Annotated in this window: 20 protein-coding genes; 11 read left to right on the forward strand and 9 right to left on the reverse strand. The window is 68.5% G+C overall.

The window, feature by feature from the left end; genetic code table 11:
* Window positions 1-16: 16 nt before the first annotated feature.
* From dxs to K4G53_RS20725, 8 genes are all read left to right on the forward strand, one after another.
* Entirely contained in the window at window positions 17-1990 is a 1974-nt protein-coding gene (gene dxs, locus K4G53_RS20690; protein WP_221387566.1) for a 1-deoxy-D-xylulose-5-phosphate synthase, read from the forward strand.
* Window positions 1987-2604 (forward strand): DUF402 domain-containing protein, encoded by a 618-nt coding sequence (locus tag K4G53_RS20695; RefSeq protein WP_221387567.1) that lies wholly within the window; start codon window positions 1987-1989, stop codon window positions 2602-2604. The genes dxs and K4G53_RS20695 overlap by 4 nt, the downstream gene beginning before the upstream one ends.
* Complete coding sequence (locus tag K4G53_RS20700) at window positions 2601-3161, forward strand: hypothetical protein (RefSeq protein WP_221387568.1); 561 nt, start codon at window positions 2601-2603, stop codon at window positions 3159-3161. Before K4G53_RS20695 ends, K4G53_RS20700 begins: the two co-directional genes overlap by 4 nt.
* Before the next feature lie 9 nt (window positions 3162-3170).
* The gene (locus tag K4G53_RS20705; RefSeq protein ID WP_221387569.1) at window positions 3171-4148 is read left to right on the forward strand and encodes an aldo/keto reductase; all 978 of its coding nucleotides are present in this window, start codon (window positions 3171-3173) and stop codon (window positions 4146-4148) included.
* Window positions 4149-4154: 6 nt separating this feature from the next.
* Complete coding sequence (locus tag K4G53_RS20710; RefSeq protein WP_221387570.1) at window positions 4155-5180, forward strand: nucleoside hydrolase; 1026 nt, start codon at window positions 4155-4157, stop codon at window positions 5178-5180.
* A 177-nt stretch (window positions 5181-5357) separates the two neighbouring features.
* On the forward strand, window positions 5358-6242 hold the full coding sequence (locus K4G53_RS20715; RefSeq protein WP_221387571.1) for an ECF transporter S component: 885 nt from the start codon (window positions 5358-5360) through the stop codon (window positions 6240-6242).
* 9 nt (window positions 6243-6251) lie between these two features.
* A complete protein-coding gene (locus tag K4G53_RS20720) occupies window positions 6252-7040 on the forward strand; it encodes an energy-coupling factor transporter transmembrane component T (RefSeq protein WP_221387572.1) in 789 nt (262 codons plus the stop codon).
* 4 nt (window positions 7041-7044) lie between these two features.
* Window positions 7045-8652: an ATP-binding cassette domain-containing protein gene (locus K4G53_RS20725; RefSeq protein ID WP_221387654.1), complete on the forward strand. Its 1608-nt coding sequence runs from the start codon at window positions 7045-7047 to the stop codon at window positions 8650-8652.
* Here K4G53_RS20725 and K4G53_RS20730 read toward each other — a convergent pair.
* The 9 genes from K4G53_RS20730 to K4G53_RS20770 all read right to left on the reverse strand — a co-directional run bounded on the left by K4G53_RS20730 (window position 8649) and on the right by K4G53_RS20770 (window position 18746).
* Complete coding sequence (locus tag K4G53_RS20730; protein ID WP_221387573.1) at window positions 8649-10814, reverse strand: 3-hydroxyacyl-CoA dehydrogenase NAD-binding domain-containing protein; 2166 nt, start codon at window positions 10812-10814, stop codon at window positions 8649-8651. The genes K4G53_RS20725 and K4G53_RS20730 overlap by 4 nt on opposite strands.
* Window positions 10811-12088, reverse strand: coding sequence for an acetyl-CoA C-acyltransferase (locus K4G53_RS20735; protein ID WP_221387574.1), 1278 nt, complete (start codon window positions 12086-12088; stop codon window positions 10811-10813). The genes K4G53_RS20730 and K4G53_RS20735 overlap by 4 nt, the downstream gene beginning before the upstream one ends.
* 121 nt (window positions 12089-12209) lie before the next feature.
* Complete coding sequence (locus K4G53_RS20740) at window positions 12210-13544, reverse strand: HRDC domain-containing protein (RefSeq protein WP_221387575.1); 1335 nt, start codon at window positions 13542-13544, stop codon at window positions 12210-12212.
* An 89-nt stretch (window positions 13545-13633) separates the two neighbouring features.
* Entirely contained in the window at window positions 13634-14287 is a 654-nt protein-coding gene (locus K4G53_RS20745) for a DUF3000 domain-containing protein (RefSeq protein ID WP_221387576.1), read from the reverse strand.
* 55 nt (window positions 14288-14342) lie between these two features.
* Window positions 14343-15440: a low specificity L-threonine aldolase gene (locus tag K4G53_RS20750; protein WP_221387655.1), complete on the reverse strand. Its 1098-nt coding sequence runs from the start codon at window positions 15438-15440 to the stop codon at window positions 14343-14345.
* Between the two features lie 43 nt (window positions 15441-15483).
* Window positions 15484-16221, reverse strand: a complete 738-nt coding sequence (locus tag K4G53_RS20755) for an SDR family oxidoreductase (protein ID WP_221387577.1) — start codon at window positions 16219-16221, stop codon at window positions 15484-15486.
* A complete protein-coding gene (locus K4G53_RS20760; protein ID WP_221387578.1) occupies window positions 16218-17585 on the reverse strand; it encodes a DUF6421 family protein in 1368 nt (455 codons plus the stop codon). Before K4G53_RS20760 ends, K4G53_RS20755 begins: the two co-directional genes overlap by 4 nt.
* Before the next feature lie 142 nt (window positions 17586-17727).
* Window positions 17728-18195 (reverse strand): peptide-methionine (R)-S-oxide reductase MsrB, encoded by a 468-nt coding sequence (msrB, locus tag K4G53_RS20765; protein ID WP_221387656.1) that lies wholly within the window; start codon window positions 18193-18195, stop codon window positions 17728-17730.
* 59 nt (window positions 18196-18254) lie between these two features.
* Window positions 18255-18746, reverse strand: coding sequence for a hypothetical protein (locus tag K4G53_RS20770; RefSeq protein WP_221387579.1), 492 nt, complete (start codon window positions 18744-18746; stop codon window positions 18255-18257).
* 175 nt (window positions 18747-18921) lie between these two features.
* Between K4G53_RS20770 and K4G53_RS20775 the strand changes: the two genes are divergently transcribed.
* The 3 genes from K4G53_RS20775 to K4G53_RS20785 are packed head-to-tail and all read left to right on the forward strand — an operon-like array spanning window position 18922 to window position 22621.
* Window positions 18922-20139: a S9 family peptidase gene (locus K4G53_RS20775; RefSeq protein ID WP_260323902.1), complete on the forward strand. Its 1218-nt coding sequence runs from the start codon at window positions 18922-18924 to the stop codon at window positions 20137-20139.
* 27 nt (window positions 20140-20166) lie between these two features.
* A complete protein-coding gene (locus tag K4G53_RS20780; protein ID WP_221387581.1) occupies window positions 20167-21792 on the forward strand; it encodes a succinic semialdehyde dehydrogenase in 1626 nt (541 codons plus the stop codon).
* A gap of 1 nt (window position 21793) precedes the next feature.
* Window positions 21794-22621: an SDR family oxidoreductase gene (locus tag K4G53_RS20785; protein WP_221387582.1), complete on the forward strand. Its 828-nt coding sequence runs from the start codon at window positions 21794-21796 to the stop codon at window positions 22619-22621.
* The last annotated feature ends 101 nt before the right edge of the window (window positions 22622-22722 follow it).

Raw genomic sequence — 22722 nt, forward strand, 5'->3', positions numbered from 1 at the left:
CCCGAAGGAGGGGTCATTGGGAATCTTGGACACCATCCGGAATCCGCAGGACCTGAACGAGTTGACCGAGGAACAGCTGGAACAGCTGGCTTCGGAGATCAGGGATTTCCTGATCACGAACGTCTCCCAGACGGGCGGCCACCTCGGACCAAACCTCGGCGTCGTGGAACTGACGCTGGCCGTGCACCGCATTTTCGAATCTCCCCGTGACAGCATCGTTTTTGACACGGGCCACCAGTCGTACGTCCACAAACTGCTGACCGGGCGCCAGGACTTCAGCACCCTCCGCCAGGAGGGCGGCCTCTCCGGCTACCCGTCCCGCGCCGAGTCCGAGCATGACATTGTGGAAAGCTCACACGCGTCCTCCTCGCTTTCCTGGGCGGACGGCATTTCCCGCGCCCGCCAGCTCACCGGCGAAGGCGACCGGCACGTCGTCGCCATTGTGGGTGACGGCGCCCTCACGGGCGGCATGGCCTGGGAAGCCATCAACAACATCGCCGCGGACAAGAAGCGCCGCGTCGTCATCGTCGTCAATGACAACGGCCGCTCCTACGCGCCCACGGTGGGCGGCTTCGCCGACTACCTCGCGTCGCTGCGCCCCACGATCGATTCCTTCCGGGCAGCCCCAGCGTATGAGGGCGCCCTGGACTGGTGGAAGAAGAAGCTCCAGAACGGCGGCCCGGTGGGCCAGTTCACCTACAAGAGCCTGCATGCCATGAAGAAGGGCATCAAGGACTGGTGGGCGCCGCAGGGCATGTTCGAAGACCTCGGCATGAAGTACATCGGGCCCGTGGACGGGCACAACCTCCAGGCCATGGAGAACGCGCTGTCCACCGCCAAGCACTACGGCGGCCCGGTCATCGTGCACGCCATGACGGAAAAGGGGCACGGCTACGCGCCCGCCCGCGCCCATGAAGCGGACCAGTTCCACGCCGTCGGCATCATCGACCCCGAAACGGGCGAGCCCACCGGCTCTGCCGGCGCGCAGTCCTGGACCTCGGTGTTCGCGGATGAAATTGCGGCAATCTCCGACGAGCGCGACGACGTCGTCGGCATCACCGGCGCGATGCTCATCCCCGTGGGGTTGCACAAGTTCGCCGCCAAGCACCCTGAGCGCGTCGTCGACGTCGGCATTGCCGAGCAGCATGCCCTCACCGCCGCTGCCGGCATGGCGTTCGGCGGCCTCCATCCGGTGGTGGCGGTCTACGCCACCTTCCTCAACCGGGCCTTCGACCAATTGCTCATGGACGTCGCCCTCCACAAGGCCGGCGTCACCATCGTCCTGGACCGCGCCGGCGTCACCGGCCCCGACGGCGCCAGCCACCACGGCATGTGGGACATGGCCATGGTGCAGATCGTCCCCGGGCTGCACCTGGCGGCTCCCCGCGACGCCGACCGGCTCCGGGAGGAACTCCGCGAGGCGGTGGCCATCAGCGATGCGCCCAGCGTGGTCCGTTTCTCCAAGGGATCTGTGGGCCCGGCAGTAGAGGCATTGGAACGTCTGAGCGACGGCGTGGACGTCCTTGCCCGCCGCCCCTCCGGCTCCACGGAGAACGACGTGCTGATCGTCAGCGTTGGCGCCATGTCCGAGCTGGCCCTCGACGTCTCCAACCGGCTCGGCGCACAGGGCATCAGCACCACCGTGGTGGACCCGCGCTGGGTGCTGCCGGTCCGCCGCTCCATCATCGCGCTGGCCTCGCACCACCGCCTGGTGGTCTGCATCGAGGACGGCGTCCGCGCCGGTGGAGTCGGCTCACGCATCCGGCAGGAAATGCGCGCCGCGGGCGTGGATACCGCCCTGAACGAGGTGGGCCTGCCCGTCGAGTTCCTTGACCACGGCACCCGCGGACAGGTCCTGGAGCGGGTGGGCCTCACGGCCCAGCAGATTACGCACGACATCGTGGCGCAGGTCCTGGGCACGAAGGTTCCGTTCGCGCGCCCCCTGCCGGGGCAGCAGCACCCCACTACCGGCAGCCTCCCGATCCTGTGAGGGAAGAGGATGCGCTGAAGTACCCGGGCGCCGCGGGGGAGGCGGGGCCTGTCCTGCACACCACCACCACGCGCGTCCCCAACGGACTGGAGCCCGGCCAGCTGGTGGTCTCCCGCAACAGGAAATGGAACGGGAAGGCGCACTGGGTGGTGCCCGGGCGCTACCTCGGCGAAGACCATCACGGATGGTGGATATTCCAGGGCACCAACGAATTCTGCTCCCGCCCGGGGGCAGCGTTCTACACCCGTTCGGACGCCGTCCTGCTGGTGCCGCGCCACGGCGACTGGGTGGCCACGTTTTACGACTCCGCCCACCCCAACGGCGTCCGGGTCTACGTGGACCTGGCCGTTGGCCATGAATGGACCCACATCCGGCCGGCCGTCACCGAGTTCCACGTGATCGACATGGACCTGGATGTCATCCGCACCGAGCAGCGCGGGGTCTTTATCGACGACCAGGACGAGTTCGCCGACCACAGCGTGGCCATGAACTACCCGCCCCAGCTTATTGAGGACATCCAGGTGGCGGCGGACGAGCTTTACCACGCCGTCAAGGCGCAGCAGGCGCCCTTCGACGGTTCCGATACTGAATGGTTTGCCAAAGGACGCACATGAGCGGGATTGTCAGGGTTTACAAGCGCGACGACGAAGGGACCCTCCACTTCCGGGAGGCCTGGTTCGACGAGGACTACTCGCAGTTCGTGATGAACTTCGGTGCCGTGGGGCACCAGAGCAAAACCGAGGAGACCGACGTTTCCGATGCCTCCGCGGCAGACGGCCTGCTGGACGCCTTCGCTGCGCAGTGCGCGGAGGACGGGTACGCCGAACTCCCGGCCGAACAGCAGTCCTGGGTGGTGGCCCAGTTCGCACTCAAGACCAGGGAGGGCACCGACCGTGACCGCTTCCTGCAGAAGAAGGCCACGGACGCGCTCATCAGCCACCTCGCCTGGCGTGGACTCGGGACGGTGGAACGCTCGGAATTCACCGACTTCAAGCTGAACATCTTCTGCCTCTGCCCGGACGTGAACAAAGCGGTCAACGCCATCAAGGTCTGCATCCGCGGCGAGGACCTGGATTTCACGAAGCTCAGCATCGGCGCGGCGCCCTACACCGAACCGGAACATTTCAAGCTCAAGCATTCTGCCAAGCCCGCCAACAGCTTCAGCCTTTAGGAGGCGTTCGTGACCAGTTACCGCCGGGTCGGAAAATCAGGACTGACCGTCTCCACTGTTGGCCTGGGCTGCAACAACCTCGGCCGCGCAAACACCGCCACCGAGTCGCAGGACGCCACTGACGCCGTCGTCCATGCAGCGGTGGACGCCGGCATCACCCTGTTCGACGTTGCCGACACCTACGGACGCGAACCCGGGCTCAGCGAAACCATGCTGGGGAGGGCGCTCGGAAACCGCCGCGCCGGCGTGGTCGTCGCCACCAAGTTCGGCATGGACATGAAGGGCGCCAACGGGCCGGACTTCGGCGCCCGCGGGTCACGCCGTTACATCATCGCGGCCGTCGAGGCCTCGCTGCGGCGGCTCGGAACGGACTGGATCGACCTCTACCAGTTCCACACGCCGGACCCGCAGACCCCCATCGACGAGACCCTCTCTGCACTGGATGCACTGGTCACCAGCGGCAAGGTGCGCTACATCGGCCACTCGAACCGGGCCGGGTGGCAGATCGCGCAGGCCGAGTACGTCGCCCGCGAACTGGGCACCGCGCGCTTCATCTCCACGCAGAACCACTACAACCTCCTGGACCGGCGGGCCGAGCTTGAAGTGACGCCCGCCGCCGGGGAGTTCGGCCTCGGCGTCCTGCCATACTTCCCGCTGGCCAACGGGCTGCTGACCGGCAAGTACTCGCCGGGGCACGCTCCGGCAGGCTCCCGGCTGAGCCACACCCGGACCCACCTGGTGGACGACGCCGACTGGGACCAGCTGGGAAGGTTCAGCGCCTTCGCCAAGGAACGCGGACTCACCGAGATCGAGGTCGCCTTCTCCTGGCTCGCCGCGCAGCCCTCCGTGGCCAGCGTCATTGCCGGAGCCACCAGGCCGGAGCAGGTCCAGCAGAACGCCACGGCCGCGGACTGGAGGCCGGCGCCGGAAGACCTCGCCGCCCTCGATGACATCTTCCCTGCCGTTCCCAAGGTCGCACTCTTCTAGGCAGCTGTGCCCGCCTACCTGCTGGATGTCGATACCGGCATCGACGATGCCCTGGCGCTTGCCTACCTGGCGGCGCTGCCCGACACGGAGTTCGTGGCCGTTACGGCGTCTCCCGGCAACGTGGACGCCGACCAGGTGGCCCGCAACACCCTCGCCCTGCTGGAACTGTGCGGCCGGTCCGGCGTCGAAGTGGCCGTCGGTGCCCGCGCACCCCTGTCCATCCCCCTGCTCACCACCCCGGAAACCCACGGGCCGCAGGGGATCGGCTACGCGGTCCTGCCCGAACCGGAAGGACGGCTCTCGCCCCGGAACGCCGTCGACCTTTGGATTGAACACGCCCGGGCCAGGCCGGGGGAGCTGACCGCCCTCATCACGGCGCCGCTGACCAACTTCGCGCTGGCACTGCGGAAGGAACCGGCCCTCCCGGACCTGCTGGCCAGGGTGGTCATCATGGGCGGTGCCTTCTACCACCAGGGCAACACCACACCCACCGCCGAGTGGAACACGCACGTGGACCCGCATGCGGCCAAGGAAGTCTACGATGCCTACCGGGGCCGGCCGTTCGAAAAGCTGCCGATCGTCTGCTCGCTGGACACCACGGAACGGATGGAGCTGCGCCCGGCCCACGTCGCGGCACTGGCCGAAGCCGCAGGTGCCGCGGTTCCCGAACTGGTGCTGCCCAGCCAGCCCGAAGGCCAACGCAGCACCTCGGACAACACACTGGTCCGGCATCTGTCCGACGCCCTGCGCTTCTACTTTGAGTTCCACCGGCTCTACGACCAGGGGTACCTGGCACACGTCCACGACTTCTTCGCCGCCGGGGTCGCCGCCGGTACGCTCGAGTACAGTGCCCGGCCCGCCACCGCCGACGTCGAAACGGAATCCCCGTTGCTGATCGGAACCACGGTGGCCGACTTCCGCGGTCTCTGGGGTGCGCCGCCCAACGCCAGGATCGTCTCAGGCAACAACCCGGAGCAGGCGTTCCGGGAACTCGTTTCCGCCGTCGGCAGCCTGGCGCGGCGCGTGGGCTAGGAAGCCGGCAGTCCCGGAACAAAGCGCGTTTGGAGTCGGCACGCCGGAGGCAAAGGGCCAGTAGAATGGGCTCCGGACCGGCCCGGCGCAGTTGCCGCCGGCTGCTGCCGAGGTGACATAGGCAGCGACAACCCAGCCCGGACCCGCCGGGCTCCTGCCCGCACCCAAAGGAACACCATGTCATCGCCCTCCCTGACGCTTGCATCCCAGGAACGCCCCGTGCGCCGCCGGCTGCTGGAAATCCTCGGCGCCCTGGCCATCGCCGCCACCTACATCTACCTGGTCCTCAACCAGCCCACGGACATCACCGGCGGCCCAGGCAGCGCCTCCGCCCTGGTCGCTCTCTCCGGGTTCCTGGCCGGGGCGGTCCTGCTGATCATCGCCGTCCTGCCCACCCTTCCCGCGTCCACCCTGGTGCTGATCCCCGTGGCCCTGGTCCTGAACATCGTGCTGGGCCAGTTCGTCGGCAGCACCCTGGTGCCCTTCTACCTCGACGCGATCGGCACCGTCCTGATCGCCGTCCTGGCAGGCCCGGCAGCGGGTGCGGCCACCGGTGCCCTCAGCAGCATCGTCTGGTCCTTCTTCAACCCGACAGTGCTTCCGTTCGCCGCGGGCGCCGCGCTCATCGGGTGCCTCGCCGGGCTCGCTGCCCGTTATGGCCTCTTCCGCCGCTTCTACCTGGCCCCGGTGGCGGGATTCATCACCGGCATCATCGCGGGCGTGGTTTCGGCTCCGGTGGCCGCCTTCGTCTTCGGCGGAACATCCGGCGTCGCCACCGGCGCGATCGTCAGCGCCTTCCGCGCGATGGGTGACACCCTCCTGGCCGCCATCACCAAGCAGGCGCTGCTCTCTGACCCCATGGACAAAGCCATCGTGTTCACCATCGTGGCCCTCCTGGTGTACGCGCTGCCGCGCAGGACCAGCCAGCAGTTCCCCTTCATCCGGCGCCACCGGGTGCTCGCCGGCAAGGACCAGGCCCGCAAAGACCAGGCTGCACCGGGCACCGGCCACACGGAAACCCCGGCCCCGGGTACAGCGCCGGGCACCGGACTGAACGGCTGACCGCACCCTGTGACCGTACGTTCCGCAGCCGGGATCGTCGCACCAGCCAGGCGGGAGCGGCTTAATCCGCTGACCTTGCTGGCAGCGGCGGGCAGCACGGCAGTGATGACGACGGCGGCCGCCAGTTGGGCGCTTTCCCTCGCCGTTGCCGCGGCGTGCCTCGGACTGTCCGTGGCGGGCGGGACGGCCCGGCGGCTGCTGCCGGCGGCTGCCGCAGTCCTGGTCCCGCTCGGACTGTCGCTGCTGGTGCTCCACGGGCTGTTCTTCCCCGAGGGGCGGACCGTGCTGGCCGAGTGGGGACCTGCCCGCATCACCGCCGAAGGGCTTGGCTTCGCCGTCCAGCGGATCCTGCTGCTGGCGGCAGTTGTCCTGGCACTCCTGGTTTTCTCCTTCAGCGTCAGCGTCCCGGACCTCGTAGCGGCCTTGTCCGCCAAGGGAGTGCAGGGCCGGTTCGCGTTCGTGCTGGCGTCCACGCTGACGCTCCTGCCCGCTATCGCCGCGCGCGCCGAACGGATCCGGCAGGCGCAGGAGTCGCGGGGCCTGGTGGTATCCCGCAGGTTGCTGTCCCGGGCTGCCGCGTTCCGGCTGCAGGCCGTTCCGCTGGTGCTGTCACTGGTGGAGGATGCCGCCACCCGGGCCACGGCCCTGGAATCGCGTGGCTTCAGCGCCGCGGGACCGCGGACCAGCTACCGGGAAGTGGCCGATTCCAGGACGCAGCGGATCCTGCGTATCGTCCTCGTGCTTGCGGCCGTGGCCGCAATAGTGGTCCGGGTGGTGCCGGCGGGTGCAGGTGCCTGAGCGCATGGCCGGCGGCGGCCCGGGAAGCGGAGGCAGTACAGACCGGACCGGCACGCCGCGGAATCCGGCCCTGGCTGCCGACATCCGGGACTTCACTTTCCACGGCGCCCCGGCGCCTGCCCTGCGCGATGTCGCGCTGTCCTTCGCGCCCGGTTCCTTCACGGCCATCCTCGGCGCCTCGGGCAGCGGAAAGTCCACGCTGGGAAAGCTCCTCGCCGGATGGCTGCCTCCGGGCGGGCACGGAAGGCTCGCAGGGTTCCTGGAGGTGGCTGGCACGAGGTTGGAGTTCGACGGCGGCGCCGGGGATCCCCGGATCAATCCCGCCTCATGGGGCCGACACGTAGGATTCGTTCCCCAGGATCCCGGCACGGTCCTTTCCACGGTCCGGGCCACCGTGGCCGAGGAGCTGGCGTTTGGCCTCGAAAACGCCGGAATGGAGCGGAGCGCCATGCGCGCGGCGGTGGACCGTACCGCCGGGCTGCTCGGGCTCCGGGGCCAGCTGGGCCAGGATCCGGCACGGCTGTCAGGCGGCCAGCTGCGCCGGCTGGCCATCGGCTGCGCGATCATTTCCGGGCCACCCGTGCTGATCATGGACGAGCCATTCGCCTCGCTGGACGCCGCCGGATCCCACGAACTGTCCGCCCTGGTGCGCCGCCTCCTGGCGGACGGGACCGCCGTCGTGATCCTCAGCCAGGCCATGGACGCGCCGCTGCTGGAGGCGCACCACTGGGTGGTGCTCGAAGACGGCACGGCCACGGCCAGCGGTGCCCCCCACCGCATGACCGCCGATTCCAGCCTTGTGCCCGCTGCAATCCGGCGTCCCGGACAGGAGGCGGTGCTGTCCACGGCCAGGCCGGCCGGACCGCCGCCCAACTCACCCGCCGCGTTGCAATTGAACGGAGTCTCCTTCGCCTATCCGGCAGCAGGCGGGGACAGGATCCGGGGCAGCCGGGCCCCCCGCGGCAAGAGGCGCGGGCAGGCCCAGGGAGCCGCAGGCCTGAACCCCCTCCCCGCGGTGCTGGAGGACGTCCACCTTGCGGTCCACCCCGGCGAGATCATCGCGGTGACCGGGCCGAACGGGGCCGGCAAATCCACCCTGCTGCGGCACTTCAACGGCCTGCTCCGCCCCACCGCAGGCAGTGTGCTGGTGGGCGGGGCCGACATCTCGGGAGTGCCGGTAGGAAGGACCGCCGCCTCGGTAGGCCTGCTGTTCCAGCACCCCCGCGACCAGTTGTTCGAACGGACCGTCGGCCGCGAGGTCCGGTTCGGCCTGGACCGCCTGTTCGGCGCGACGGCGGAGGAGCGCGCAGCGGCAGCACTGGAAGCGACAGGACTGTCCGGCCACGCCGGGGAGCACCCCGCGGAACTGCCGGCCTCCGCGCAGCGGCTGCTGGCACTCGCCACCGTCCTGGCCCGCAGACCTGCGGTGCTGGCGCTGGATGAACCCACCGTCGCACTGGACGGCATCGGCCTGGGGCTCCTCGACGCAGCCGTGCGGCAGGCAGCCGCGGAAGGCGCCGCCGTCGTGCTGGTCACCCATGACCTGGGCTACGCACGCTCGGCGGCGCACCGCATTGTGGCGCTCGACGGCGGCCGGCTGGTACCTGCCTAGCCCTCGGCCGGGCGGGACGCCACACCGGGGGCCAGGAAGCGCCTGCCGTTGACCCGCTCCGATGCGCCGGTGCGGTCCAGGTAGGGCGTAATGCCGCCAAGGAACAGGGGCCAGCCCGCGCCGAGGATCATGCAGAGATCGATGTCCTCCGGCCCGGCCACCACGCCCTCGTCCAGCATCAGTCCGATTTCCTCCGCCAGGGCATCCTGCACCCGGCGCAGGACCTGTTCCTGCGTGGACGGATCCGAACCGAACGACATCAGGTCCAGGGTGGAGGCGGGGATGGTCCGGGAGCCGTCCGGGGCCGTCTCCCACAGCGCCTTGACGTTGTTATCGATGAGTTTGCCAAGGTTGGCGGAGACCGGGAACCGGTCCCCGAACGCGTTGTGCAGCGACTCCTGGACGTGCTGGGCCACCGGAAGGCCCACCATCGCGAGCAGCGTAAAGGGCGTCATGGGCAGGCCCATGGGGCGCAGGGCATTGTCCGCGACGTCCGCCGGGGTGCCTTCGTCGAACACCGCCGTGACCTCGCCCATCAGCCGGAGCAGGATGCGGTTCACCACGAACGCGGCCGCATCCTTCACCAGAACGGCGTTCTTCTTCAGCGCCTTGGCCAGCTCGAACGCGGTGGCCAGCACAGCGTCCTCCGTCCGCGGGGCGCGGACAATCTCCAGCAGCGGCATGACGGCCACTGGATTGAAGAAGTGGAACCCCACCAGGCGTTCGGGGTGCTGCAGGTCCTCCGCCATGGCGGTCACCGAGAGGGACGATGTGTTGGTGGCCAGGATGCACTCCGGGGACACAATCCGCTCGAGTTCGGCGAACACCTGCTTCTTGACGCCCAGTTCCTCGAAGACGGCCTCGATCACAAAGTCCGCGTCGGCGAAGGCTTCCTTTGATACCGACCCCGTCACCAGGGCCTTGGTCCGGTTGGCGGCGTCCTGGCTGATGCGCTTCTTCGCCAGCAGCTTGTCCACCTCGGCGTGGACGTAGGCGACGCCCTTGTCCACGCGGGCCTGGTCGATGTCCGTCAGGACCACGGGAACTTTCAGCTGGCGGGCAAACAGCAAGGCCAGCTGGCCTGCCATGAGGCCGGCACCCACCACTCCCACCTTGGTGACGGGGCGGGCAAGTTTCCGGTCCGGAGCACCGGCCGGGCGCTTGGCGCGTTTCTGCACCAGGTCAAGGAAGGCGTAGACGGTGGAGCGGAACTCGTCCGTCTGCATCAGGTCCGCGAGGGTTTCGCATTCCAGCGCCGCGGATTCGGCGGCCGTCATGGTCCGGTTGGCCTCAAGGAGTTCGAGGACCTTGGCAGGGGCGGGTGACGCATTGGAGGTCTTCGCCTCGACGAACTTCCGGCCGGCTTCGACTGCCGCACTCCAGCGGGCCTCAGCGTCCGAGGCGGAGGGGTCGACGGCGTTGGCCCGCTCAGGCGATACCCCGCCGGAGATGACGCCGGCTGCCCAGGCCAGCGACTGTTCCAGGAAGTCAGCCGGTTCGAAGACGGCATCGGCGATGCCCATAGCGAACGCCTGGCTGCCGGACAGGGTCCGGTTGTTGCTGAGCGGGTTTTCGATCATGACCTTGACGGCATTCTCCGGGCCCACCAGGCGGGGGAGGAGGTAGACGCCGCCCCAGCCGGGCACCAGGCCCAGGAACGCTTCCGGAAGCGCGAGGGCGCCTGCTCCGGTGGACACCGTACGGTAGGTGGACTGCAGGGCAATCTCCAGGCCGCCTCCCAGTGCCGCGCCGTTGATGAAGGCGAAGCTGGGGACGCCGAGGTTCGCCAGGGTGGCGTAGACGTCGTGGCCCAGCTGGGCCATCCACAGACCGTGCTCGCGCTTTTCCAGCGACTTCACGGCGGAAAGATCCGCTCCGGCTACCAGGTAATGCGGCTTTCCGGTGACGCCGACGCCCACGATCTCACCGCGGGCGGCCCGGTCCCTCAGGCCCTCCAGCACGGTGCCGAGCTCCACCAGCGTGTTGGGGCCAAGCGTGGTGGGCTTGGTGTGGTCAAGGTCGTTGTCGAGGGTAATGAGGGCAAAGGTGCCCGGACCCGGCTTCCCGTCCCGCCCGGGAAGAGGGATGTCCTGCACGTAGGAATGGGTGACGGTTTCGTTGGGGAACAGGTCGGCCAACTTGCGGAAGTCTGCGGCGCTCATGCCAGGGCTCCTTCGGAAACGGTAGCGGCGGTCTCGCCGGAGGGGGTTCCACTGTAATCGGGGTGGTGCGGGTTTTCCCAGATCACGGTGCCGCCCATCCCCAGGCCCACGCACATGGTGGTGATCCCGTACCGCACCGACGGGTCTTCCTCGAACTGGCGCGCGAGCTGGATCATCAGCCGGACGCCGGAGGAGGCGAGCGGATGGCCCACCGCGATGGCGCCGCCGTAGCGGTTGACGCGGGGGTCGTCGTCGGAAATGCCGTAGTGGTCCAGGAAGCTCAGGACCTGCACCGCGAACGCCTCGTTGATCTCAAAGAGGCCGATGTCCTCGATGGTCAGCCCCGCGTTCTGCAGCGCCTTCTCGGTGGCCGGTACGGGACCGATGCCCATGACTTCCGGCTCAACCCCGGCATAGGCGTAGCCGACCAGCCGCATCTTGACCGGGAGGCCCAGTTCCGCTGCGGCCTCTGAGGAGGAGAGGACGGCGGCCGTGGCGCCGTCGTTCAATCCTGCGGCGTTTCCGGCGGTCACCCGGCCATGGGCGCGGAACGGTGTGCGCAGCCCTGCCAGGTCCGACATCGTGGTGCCCGGGCGCGGGGGTTCGTCCGCTGCATGGACGGTCCAGCCCTCGCCCGGCTTGCGGGCGGCCACGGGAACCAGGTCGGGTTGGATCCTGCCGGCCTTGTAGGCGGCAGCCAGCTTGTTTTGCGATGCGACGGCGTAGGCGTCGGTGCGTTCTTTGGTGATGGATGGGAACCGGTCATGCAGGTTCTCCGCAGTGTTCCCCATGTTCAGGGCGGCCGGGTCCACCAGCCGCTCGGACATGAAGCGCGGGTTCGGATCGGCACCCGAGCCCATGGGATGGTGGCCCATGTGTTCCACTCCGCCGGCGATGACCACGTCATAGGCACCAAAGCCGATGCCGCCGGCAGTGGCGGTCACCGCGGTCATGGCTCCCGCACACATCCGGTCGATGGCAAAGCCCGGCACCGTGCGCGGCAGCCCGGCCAGCAAGGCGGCAGTGCGGCCCAGCGTCAGACCCTGGTCGCCGGTCTGGGTGGTGGCGGCAATGGCCACCTCGTCGATCCGCTCCGAAGGCAGCGTGGGGTTCCGCCGCAGGAGGCCGCGGATGCATTTCACGATCAGGTCGTCGGCCCGGGTGCCGGCGTAGATTCCTTTCTCGCCGGCCCGGCCAAAGGGTGTGCGGATGCCGTCCACAAAGACGACGTCGCGGACAGTGCGCGGGGATGCGCCGCTTCCGTGCTGGCTCACGTGTAACTCCTCATCGAGACGGTGCGCGCCGGATGCATGCCGCAAGGCGGCAACAGCCGGGCGTCGGTCCCACCGATGTTACTCGTGAGTAACTTAGCCTGCAAGGGCTGGAGGGCGGAGGTTACTGGGCGCCGGCCGCGGGAACGAGTTTCGGTTCCTTTGGAGGCAGCGGCTGCGGGTTCAGGAACGCGCCCGCGATCAGCGGCGCCGTGAGCTCCACCTGCCATTCGCGGGCACCCAGCGCACGCAGCTCGGCGGCGACCGAGCCGGTACTGACTTCTGCCGGGGGACGCCAGGCGACCCGCCGGAGGTAGTCCGGAGTCAGCAGGTTCTCCAGCGGCAGTTTCAGTTCATCGGCCTTCTCCTGCAGCAGCGGCCGGGCGGTGGCCAGCCGGGCCGCTGCTTCGGGATCGCGGTCCGCCCAGACCCGCGGGGGCGGCGGTGCGTTGGTGGGCAGGTGCAGCGGGGGCAGTTCCTCGAGGGCCCGTGCCGCGGCGATGCACCGAAGCCAGCGGGGAGCTTCGCGCTGGGCGGCGCGGCCATGGAAGCCCTTGGTGGTGAGCAGCTGGGGCACGGTGGCGGGCATGGCCTTGGCGGCTGCCACCAGCGCGGAGTCCGGGATGAGCCGGCCGGGGGCCACATCCCTCTTCTGTGCCAGCGAATCACGTTCCAGCCACAGTTCGCGGACGGCGGCGAGCTGCCGCCGGTCCCGGATCTGGTGCAGTCCGGACGTTTTCCGCCAGGGGTCCACGCGCGGCGGAGCGATGCCGGCCTGGAGGATGGCCGCGAACTCCTGCTCGGCGTACTCCAGTTTGCCGTCGGCCTGCAGCAGTTCGATGAGCTCTTCGCGCAGCTCGCTTAGGACCTCCACGTCCAGCGCCGCGTACCGCAGCCAGGGCTCCGGCAGGGGGCGGGTGGACCAGTCCGCTGCGGAGTGCTCCTTGGCGAGGCCGAAGCCCAGCAGCTGTTCGATCACCGCCGCCAGGCCGACGCGTGGCAGCCCGGCCAGGCGGGCGGCGAGTTCGGTGTCGAAGAGTTTGTCCGGCCACATGCCCAGCTCCGAGAGGCAGGGGAGGTCCTGGCTGGCGGCGTGCAGGATCCATTCGACCCCGCGGAGGGCATCGTTGATGATGTCCAGGTTCTCGAATGGTTCGGGGTCGATCAACCAGGTTCCGGCGCCCTCGCGGCGGATTTGGACCAGGAACGCACGTTGCCCGTACCGGAAGCCGGAGGCCCGCTCGGCGTCAACACCCGCTGGCCCGGTGCCGGCGGCGATGGCAGCGGCGCACCGCTCCAGCCCTGACTGGGTCTCGATGACCAGGGGAACGCCGTCCCGGGGGGAATCGAGATCAATAATTTCGGGGATGGGACTGTCAAAGCCCTCCACCGTGATGTGGGGTGCGGCAGCAGCAGCCGGGACGCCGGCTGTGGTGTTGTCCGGAATGTTTGGGGTCATGGTGTCCCCAGTTTACCGGCCTGGCCCGCCACCGTCCCTGTCGCGGGCTGGCCAGGGTGCCGCGGCTTGGCGTGTCGCCGCCGGATGTCCTAGCTGCGGCGCCGGTGCGGAAGCGCGGTGACGCCGTCGGGAAGGGGCGGCAGGCCGGCGAAGGTGCAGACCATGTCGGACCAGGCTTCGAGGTGGGCGGTGACGTCCGCCGAGGCCGGAGTCCAGGAGGCCCGGAGTTCGATGTCGATCGAGCCGGGCCGCCCGGCGAGGGTGCCGAAGCTTTCGGAGAGGACGCGGGTGGCGGTCCCGCCTGCAGCGCGGTAGGGGGCCTTGTGGTTCTCCAGTGCCTCCACCAGCCACGTCCAGGCGACCGTTCCGAGCATTTGGTCGTTGCCCATTTCCGGCTCCAGTTCGGCCCGGATATAGGTGACGATGCGGAACTCCCCGTCCCATACCTCCGAGCCGTCCGGATCGTGGAGCAGGATGAACCGGCCGGTGGCCAGCTCCGTTTCATCCTCGTCCGGCACGCCCGCGGCGGACGCCAGGGCCATGGCCGCGGGCCCGTGCACAGGGGTGGCGGGGGTGCCGGCGCCGGGCGCAAGGACCTCGGCGCCGAGCGCGACGGCGAAGGGGGCAAGGCGTGCGGGTGCGGGAATCTCCGCGAGATGCAGTTCCTTGCGGCACCGGGCTTTCCGGAGGGCTCCCAGGGCTTGGAGGAAATCCGGGGGAACCTGGTCAAGTGCGTTCACCATGGCAGATTACGCAACAGGGTGGGGCGGGGCAGGAAGGCTCGCCGTCGGCGGCCGTTCAGCCGGCCCGGCCACCGGCGTGGTCCCGGAGCTCATGCCGGATTGCGGCAGCAAAGGCATCGACGTCCTCCTCGGTGGTGTCGAAGGAACACATCCAGCGGACTTCCCCGGCCGCTTCGTCCCAGTCGTAGAAGCGGAATGCGCTGCGCAGCCTGTCCGCAACGCCGGCGGGAAGCACGGCAAACACTCCGTTGGCTTCGGTCTTCTGCGTCGGGCGGACGCCGTCGATCGCGTCGACGGCGGCGCGCAGCCGGGACGCCATGGCGTTGGCATGCCGGGCTGAGCGAAGCCACAGGTCGCCTTCCAGCAGGGCGATGAACTGCGCTGACAGGAAGCGCATCTTGGATGCCAGCTGCATGTCCATCTTCCGCAGGTACACCAGTCCGTGGGCGGCGTCCGGGTTCAGGGCCACCACCACTTCGCCGAACAGCAACCCGTTCTTGGTGCCCCCGAAGGACAGGATGTCCACGCCCGCGTCCCGGGTGAAGGCCCGCAGCGGCATTTCGAGGTGCGCCGCCGCGTTGGCAAGCCGGGCCCCGTCCATGTGCAGCTTCATGCCCTTGGCGTGCGCGTGGTCCGCGATGGCCCGCACTTCCTCCGGTGTATAGCAGGTTCCCAGTTCCGTGGTCTGGGTGATGGAGACTGCCAGCGGCTGGGCGCGGTGTTCATCGCCCCAGCCCCAGGCTTCCCGGTCGATCAGCTCCGGCGTCAGCTTGCCGTCGGGCGTGGGGACATGGAGCAGCTTCAGTCCGCCGACGCGTTCCGGTGCCCCGTTCTCGTCCATGTTGATGTGTGCGGTGGAAGCGCACACGACGGCACCCCAGCGGGGGAGGAGCGACTGGAGGGACAGGACGTTGGCCCCGGTGCCGTTGAAGACAGGGAAGCACTCGATGCCCGGGCCGAAGTGTCCAGCCAGCAGTTCCTGCAACCGGGCGGTGTAATCGTCCTCGCCGTAGGAGACCTGGTGTCCGTCATTGGCCGCGGCCAGGGCCGCGAGGACTTCGGGATGGACGCCGGAGTAGTTGTCGGAGGCAAAACCGCGCACGTTCGGATCGTGCAGGCGAAGTGCCGCAACGGTGTCTGCTGGGGTCGTCATAGGGTTGCTCACGCTTTCAGTCTAGGTACAGTCCCTGCGGCGGTCAGTCCGCCAGCCGGAGCCGGGTTCCGTTCAGTTCCTCCGCGGGGACGGTGAAAAGCCGGACGACGGCGGCGGCCAGGTCGGCCACGTCCGTCGCCCCCGCGAACTTCCGCTCGGGGTGCGCGCGGCGAAGGCCGTCATCCACCAGTGCCTTGACCACCAGGACGACGGCCGCCGCCTGTCCGCCACTGCCGGCTTCCGGTGTCCGGCGGAAGCCGTCCGCCATGGCCATGGTCCATGCTTCCGCGGCAGCCTTGGCGGCGACGTAATTTGCGGTCGACGCCGTCGGGTTTTCGACGGTGGTTGAGGAGACCATGGCGAACCGGCCGTGCGGTGAGGCTGCGACGTCGTCGAAGAAGACCCGGCTGACGTTCCGCAGGGTGGTGATCGCGCCGCGCGCCAGGAAGTCCCAGTCCTCGTCGGACTGGTCCGCGATCCCCTGGCCGCCGCGCCAGCCACCTACCAGGTGGATGACGGCGTCCACCGCACCGAAGGTGCGGATGACGTCGTCGCGAAGCTCCCGGACGTCGTCCAGGACTGCCAGGTCGCACGCGAAGGGCGTGACGCCGTCGCCCGCCTTTTCCGCAGCTTCCTTGATCCTGGCCTGGTCCGAGCCCACCGTTGCCACGCGGTGCCCGGCGGCAGCCAGCGCCCGGGCAACCGCGACTCCGGAGGCGCCGCTGCCACCGGTCACCAGGACGGTCAGGGCAGGCCCCTCCAGGCCGGGTGTCTGGCTCACAGTGCTGACCTGCCGGTGATGCCGGCTGTTGATTCGATTACGGGCCGCATCTTCTTCTCCAGGGCTTCATAGAACATGGACAGCGGGAATTCGTCGTCAAGCACTTGGTCCGTCAGCCCGCGTGGCGTGCCCGCCAGGGGCAGTGCGTCCGGCCCCTTGGCCCAGACCGACGCCGGGTTGGGTGTAACGGTCGCCGACACCAGCCGGTAGGCCGCCAGCCAGTGTGCTGTCTTCGGCCGGTCGATGGAGCGCCAGTACAGTTCATCGATGCTGGCGCCCAGGGCGATCACGGCGTCCGGCACTTCGTCCCAATCGATGGTGAGCCGGGTGTCGGTCCAGTGGAGCACGTGCTGCTGGTGCAGCCAGGCGAAGAGGAGCTGGCCGCCCAGGCCGTCGTAGTTGCGCACCCGGCTGCCGGTGATGGCGAAGCGGAAGATGCGGTCGAAGATGATGGCGTACTGCACCAGCTTGGCGTGCCGGCGCGCTTCCGGGTCGGCGTCCTCGTCCTTTTCGATCCGGACCGACTCGCGGAACGCCGTGAGATCGCAGCGCAATTCCTCGAGGGAGTACAGGAAGTAGGGCATCCGCTGCTTGATCATGAAGGGATCGAACGGCAAGTCGCCGCGCATGTGGGTGCGGTCGTGGATCAGGTCCCACATCACGAAGGTGGCCTCGGTGAGGTCCTGGTCCGCGAGCAGTTCCGCGGCGCCTGCGGGCAGCTCAAGCGAGGTGATCTCCGCGGCGGCTTTGAGGACGCGGCGGAACCTGGCGGCTTCGCGGTCGGCGAAGATGGCGCCCCAGGTGAAGGTGGGTGTCCTGCTGACCGCCACCGTCTCGGGGAAAAGGACGGCGGAGTTGGTGTCATAGCCGGGCGTGAAGTCAACGAAGCGGATGGGGACGAACAGCCTGTTGGAGTAGTCCCCAGCTTCCAGTCCCGCGATGAACTCCGGCCAGATGACCTCGACCAGCACGGCCTCCACCAGCCGGCTGCTGCTGCCGTTCTGGGTGTACATGGGGAAGACCACCAGGTGCTGGAGGCCGTCGCGGCGCTGTTCCTGCGGCTGGAAGGCGACGAGCGATGACAGGAAGTCCGGGACGCCGAATCCGCCGGCAGCCCAGGTGGAGAGGTCCTGGCAGAGGGCGTCCAGGTAGGCGGCGTCGTGGGGGAAGGACGGGGCGAGGGAACGGACGGAACCGATGATGCTGTCAACGTTCCGGGCAGCTTCCGCGTGCGCGGTGGCGGCCGGGATGGAACCGTCCTGGGCCTGCACGGCCTGGAGCGCGGTGGCGGCGCCTTTGAGGCGCAGCCAGTCCGGATTCTCCGCTGAAATTCCCGTCACGGCGGTGGTCAGGGTCTCTGTCATCGTCGGCTGCCTTTCTGGTTGCTTGCTTCTCTGGCGAGCGTAACAAGCAACAAGCAGGACTTATCTCAAAAGACCGTTAGCCTAAGAAACTCTTAGGCTAAAGGCGCGCGCGAGCTGTCGAGATCAGCCCACGGCTGGCGCATCAGGGTTGTGGCTCTGCCTTCCCTGGCGTGGCGTTTTCGCTGGTCACGAGGCGCAGGGACACTGAATTGATGCAGTAGCGCTGGTCGGTGGGAGTGCCGTAGCCCTCGCCCTCGAAGACATGGCCCAAATGGGAGTCGCAGGATGCGCAGCGCACCTCGATCCGGTCCATGCCCAGGGTCCTGTCGTGGATGTAGCGGACCTTTCCTTCGGCCAGGGGTGCCCAGAAGGAGGGCCAGCCGCAATGGGAATCGAACTTCTCGTTGCTGGTGAACAGCTCCGTCCCGCACGCCCTGCACTGGTAAACCCCCGCCGTGTGGGTGTCCCAGTACTCGCCGGTGTACGGCCGCTCGGTGCCGGCCTGCCGGAGCACGTGGTACTCCTCAGGCGTGAGCTCCTCGCGCCACTGTGCGTCGCTTTTTTCGACCGTGCCGGTGTGGGCGCTGCCTTGCCCGTCCCCGGCGACCATGCCTGTTGCCTTGTTGCCGAAGATGCCGTTTCCAAAAATGCTCATAGCACTACCAACGCTCAGGAGTCGCCGATAAATCCCGAGCCGGCGTACAGGTGCAGCACGGGCACGCCAAGCTGGTCCTGCGCCTTGTTGGCCCAGTCGGTGTGGAAGGTGTCCGAGACCGCGTGCGGCCTGGTGATCACCACGGCCTGCGCCGCTCCCGTTTCCTTAACCTTCGCCACGAGGCCCTCCACCGCGCCGCCGTCCACCACCTCGCCTGTGACGCCTGCGCCAAGGCCTGCCAGTGCCGCGAGCGACGTCGCAAGTGTTTGAGCCGCATGGGCACGCTCGGTGGCGGGATCCGGGTTCCGGGCCGACAGCTCCCGGAACGCCTTGGCGATATCCAGCATGGACAGGTTCTCCAGGAAGTCCACCAGCAGGTGCCGCTCGGTGTTGGCGGGCACCAGGACCAGCAGCTGCGTGTCCGTCCCGTTCACCAGGCGCTCGATGTTCAGGCGGTCGTCCGCTCCCAGGGGTTCTTCGGTCAGGATGACGATGGGATCACTCATGGCCTTAGCCTAGCCCTGCGGATGGGCCGCCGCACTCCAGGAACCGGCCCCGGCCTGCCGTCCAATCTGCCCGCTGGATGCAGGCATCTGCCTACCGGGCAGTAAGAATAGTCGCATGGCACTTTTTCCCCGAACCCGCACTGCGATCCCACCAGGACCCCAAGAGCCAGGCGTGATGTCGTACCGCGCAAAGTGGGCTGTCGCCGGGGCCATCACCGGCGGCTCGGTTGCCGGCCTGCTGGGCGCAGGATCCTCGGCGCTGGCCGTGTACTTTGCGCGCCGGGTCATAACCCCGGCCCGGCAACGGGTCGCGGACAAGGAAGTGCTCGCCGTCATCCGGGACGGACAGGCGCAGCAGGTGATCTTTGCAGCCGACGACGACACCACCGTGGACGGAGTCTATGGTTTCTTTTTCGACGGCGGCAAAGGCCACGCGCGGATTGGCCGCATCGTCTCCTATTCGCCCGCGGAACGAACCGTCCTGCGCGAGGTAGAGGCGGTCTACAGCGGGGATCTCTCCACCGCGAGGTGGGGATGGTGGAGCGGTGCGGTCTATCCCGACCCCGCCGCCGTCGGAATTCCGGCCGAGGACGTGGCCATCCCGGTGGAGCGGGGCGAGGCACCTGCATGGCTGGTCCGGGCGGGGGGAAAGGCGCGGACGTGGGCGGTGATGGTCCACGGACGGGGGGCAACCCGCCAGGAAGCGCTGCGCGCCGCAGGACCTGCTCTGGAGCTGGGGCTGACAAGCCTCCTCGTGTCCTACCGCAACGACGGGCTGGCCCCTTCCGCGGACGATGGGCGCTACGGGCTGGGGTCCACCGAGTGGCGGGATATCGAAGCTGCCATCGAGTACGCCCTGGCCAACGGCGCTGAAGAAGTTGTCCTGTTTGGCTGGTCCATGGGAGGAGCCATCTGCCTGCAGACCGCTGACCTGTCCCGATACCGCCACCTGATCCGGGCGATGGTGCTCGACGCCCCCGTCATCGACTGGGTCACGGTGCTGGCCCATCACGCCCAGCTGAACCGGATCCCGTCCTTGGTGGGCCGGTACGGCCAACTGATGCTGGGACATCCGCTCGGCCGCCGCCTCACTGGCCTGTCCGCCCCGGTGGACCTGAAGGAAATGGACTGGGTCTCGCGGGCCGTGGAGCTGCGGACACCGACGCTGATCATCCACAGCGTGGACGACGAATACGTGCCTTACGGTCCTTCCGCCCGGCTGGCCGAACGCAATCCGGAGATGGTGACGTTCGAGACGTTCCACCACGCCCGGCACACAAAGGAATGGAACGTTGACCCGGAGCGGTGGGAGCGGCTGGTCAAGGCTTGGCTGCGGCAGCAGCTCGCGCCCCGCATCAACCCCGGGAGCGCGGTTGGGGCATTGTCCGGATAGGCGGGCGGCCCGTACTAGGCTTCAGGAATGGGAGCACAAAGCGGAACAACGCAGCCGGTAGCCAGCGCTGACGAACTGGGTGCTGGCCTCTCCCGGGTGGTGGAGGGCCTCGCGCACTTGGTTCCAGCTCCGCCGGACAGGCCGCGGCAGGCCTCCTTTTCACCGTTTGACGGAACGGTGGTGGGCGAAGTGCCAGAGTGCACGCCCCAGGACGTCGATGCCGCCGTGGCCCGGGCACGGCAGGCGCAGCGCGGCTGGGCCGTTAAGTCCGTCACGGAGCGCCGGGCCGTGGTGCAGCGGTTCCGCAGCCTGCTGCTGGTCCGCGAAAAGGACATCCTGGACCTCGTCCAGGCCGAGAGCGGCAAATCGCGGCTGAGCGCCTTCGAGGAACTGGCCGACGTCGTCCTGACCGCGAACTACTACGCGCGCACTGCGGGACGGTTCCTCCGTCCCGCCCGTCGGAAGGGCGCAGCGCCGGTCCTGACCCGGACTGTGGAGTACCGGCTTCCCAAGGGCGTTGTGGGCGTGATCAGCCCGTGGAACTACCCCCTGACCCTCGCCGTGTCGGATGCGCTCCCGGCGCTCCTGGCGGGCAACGGCATCGTCCTGAAGCCGGATTCACAGACGCCGTTCACGGCCCTGCTGATGCTGCGGTTGCTCCGGCAGGCCGGGCTCCCCAAGGACCTGTTCCAGATTGTCACCGGGCCCGGACCGGTCATCGGCCCCGCCATCATCGAACGTGCGGACTTCGTCATGTTCACGGGATCTTCGAAAACCGGGAGGGAAGTGGCGCAGCAGTGCGGTGCGCGGCTGATCGGCTTCTCCGCTGAACTCGGCGGGAAGAACCCCATGCTGGTCCTCGCCGACGCGGACCTGGGCAAGGCCGCCAGCGGGGCGGTGCACGCCTGCTTCTCCAACTCGGGCCAGCTCTGCGTCAGCATCGAACGGATCTACGTCCACGCCGCTGTCTTTGACCGTTTCCTGGCAGCATTCACCGCAGAGGTGGAAGCCATCCGGCTGGGTCCAGGCACGGAATGGGACATCGGTATGGCGTCCCTCATCAGCGCCGAACACGTCGAACGGGTGGACCGCCACGTCCAGGACGCGCTGGCCAAAGGTGCCCGGCTCGTCACCGGGGGCCGCAGGAGGCCGGACCTGGGACCGCTGTTCTATGAGCCCACGGTCCTGACCGGGGTGACGGACAACATGCTGCTCGCGCGCGAGGAGACGTTCGGGCCCGTCGTTGCCGTCTACCAGGCAGCGGACGACGACGAAGCCGTAGCCATGGCCAACGACTCCGATTTTGGGCTGAACGCCAGCGTCTGGTCCGCCCGGCGTGGGGAATCCGTGGGCCGCCGGCTGAATGCGGGCACGGTCAACGTCAACGAGGGATATGCGGCCACCTGGGCTTCACATGACGCACCGATCGGCGGGATGAAGGATTCCGGCGTCGGGCGCAGGCACGGCCGGGAAGGGATCCTCAAGTACACGGAGCCACAGACCATCGCCCTGCAGCGGCTGCTCCGGGTGGCGCCCTCTCCCGGCATGACGAACAAGGCGTATGCGGGAATCATGAGGCGGGCCATCACGCTGATGAGCGGCCTCCGGGGAAGACCCGGGAAGTCCGCACGGCCCGGGAACGGGGAGGACTGACATGGCCAAAGGAACCGGGCTGTCCGGCGCAACCCTCCTGGTGACGGGAGGAGGCAGCGGATTGGGCCGCCGCCTCGCCCTCGGTGCCGCGCAGCGGGGAAGCCGGGTGGTCATCTGGGACATGGACGCCGTCCGCGGTGCAGGCGTCCGGGACGAAATCCGGGCTGCCGGCGGTGATGCGGAAGCTTTGGCTGTGGACGTCACCGACAGGGACGCCGTCAACGCCGCGGCAGCCAGCACCGGCCACGTTGACGTACTGGTCAACAACGCCGGCGTCGTCAGCGGCCACCATCTCCTGGACGCCGACGATGAGGCCATTGAACGGACCCTGAAGGTCAACGTCCTGGCCTTGTACTGGGTCACCCGCGCCTTCCTGGCCGGGATGGCCGGCCGCCGGCGTGGAACCATAGTCACCATCGCCAGCGCAGCGGGCCTGGTGGGGGTGGCGCGGCAGACCGACTACTCCGCCAGCAAATTCGCCGCTTTCGGTTTCAACGAGTCGCTCCGCGCCGAGTTGCGGGCCAACCGGCACGAGGTCAACACCCTGGTGGTTTGCCCGTACTACATCGACACCGGCATGTTCGAGGGCGTCCGGACCCGGTGGCCCCTGCTCCTGCCCATCCTTCGCGAAGAAGACGTGGCAACCAAGGTCCTCGACGCCATCGAGTCCGGCAGGCGGCAACTGGTCCTCCCGCCGATGGTGAAGCTGCTTCCGGCCCTCCGGGTGCTGCCGGTGGGTGCCTTCGACCGGCTGATGGATGTGTTCGGCGTGAACGGCACCATGGACCACTTCACCGGCCGGGCCGGGGACCGGGCTGTACAAGACTGACACCGGAACCAGCCCCTGAAACACGCACTTTCCCGGAGGTGACTCTTGGCCCTACCGCGCCCGGCGCTCCACGCCTAGCGTTGCTCTGGCAGGGGGCGCAA

It is taken from the genome of Arthrobacter sp. MAHUQ-56 (assembly GCF_019710585.1).
GTDB lineage: Bacteria > Actinomycetota > Actinomycetes > Actinomycetales > Micrococcaceae > Arthrobacter.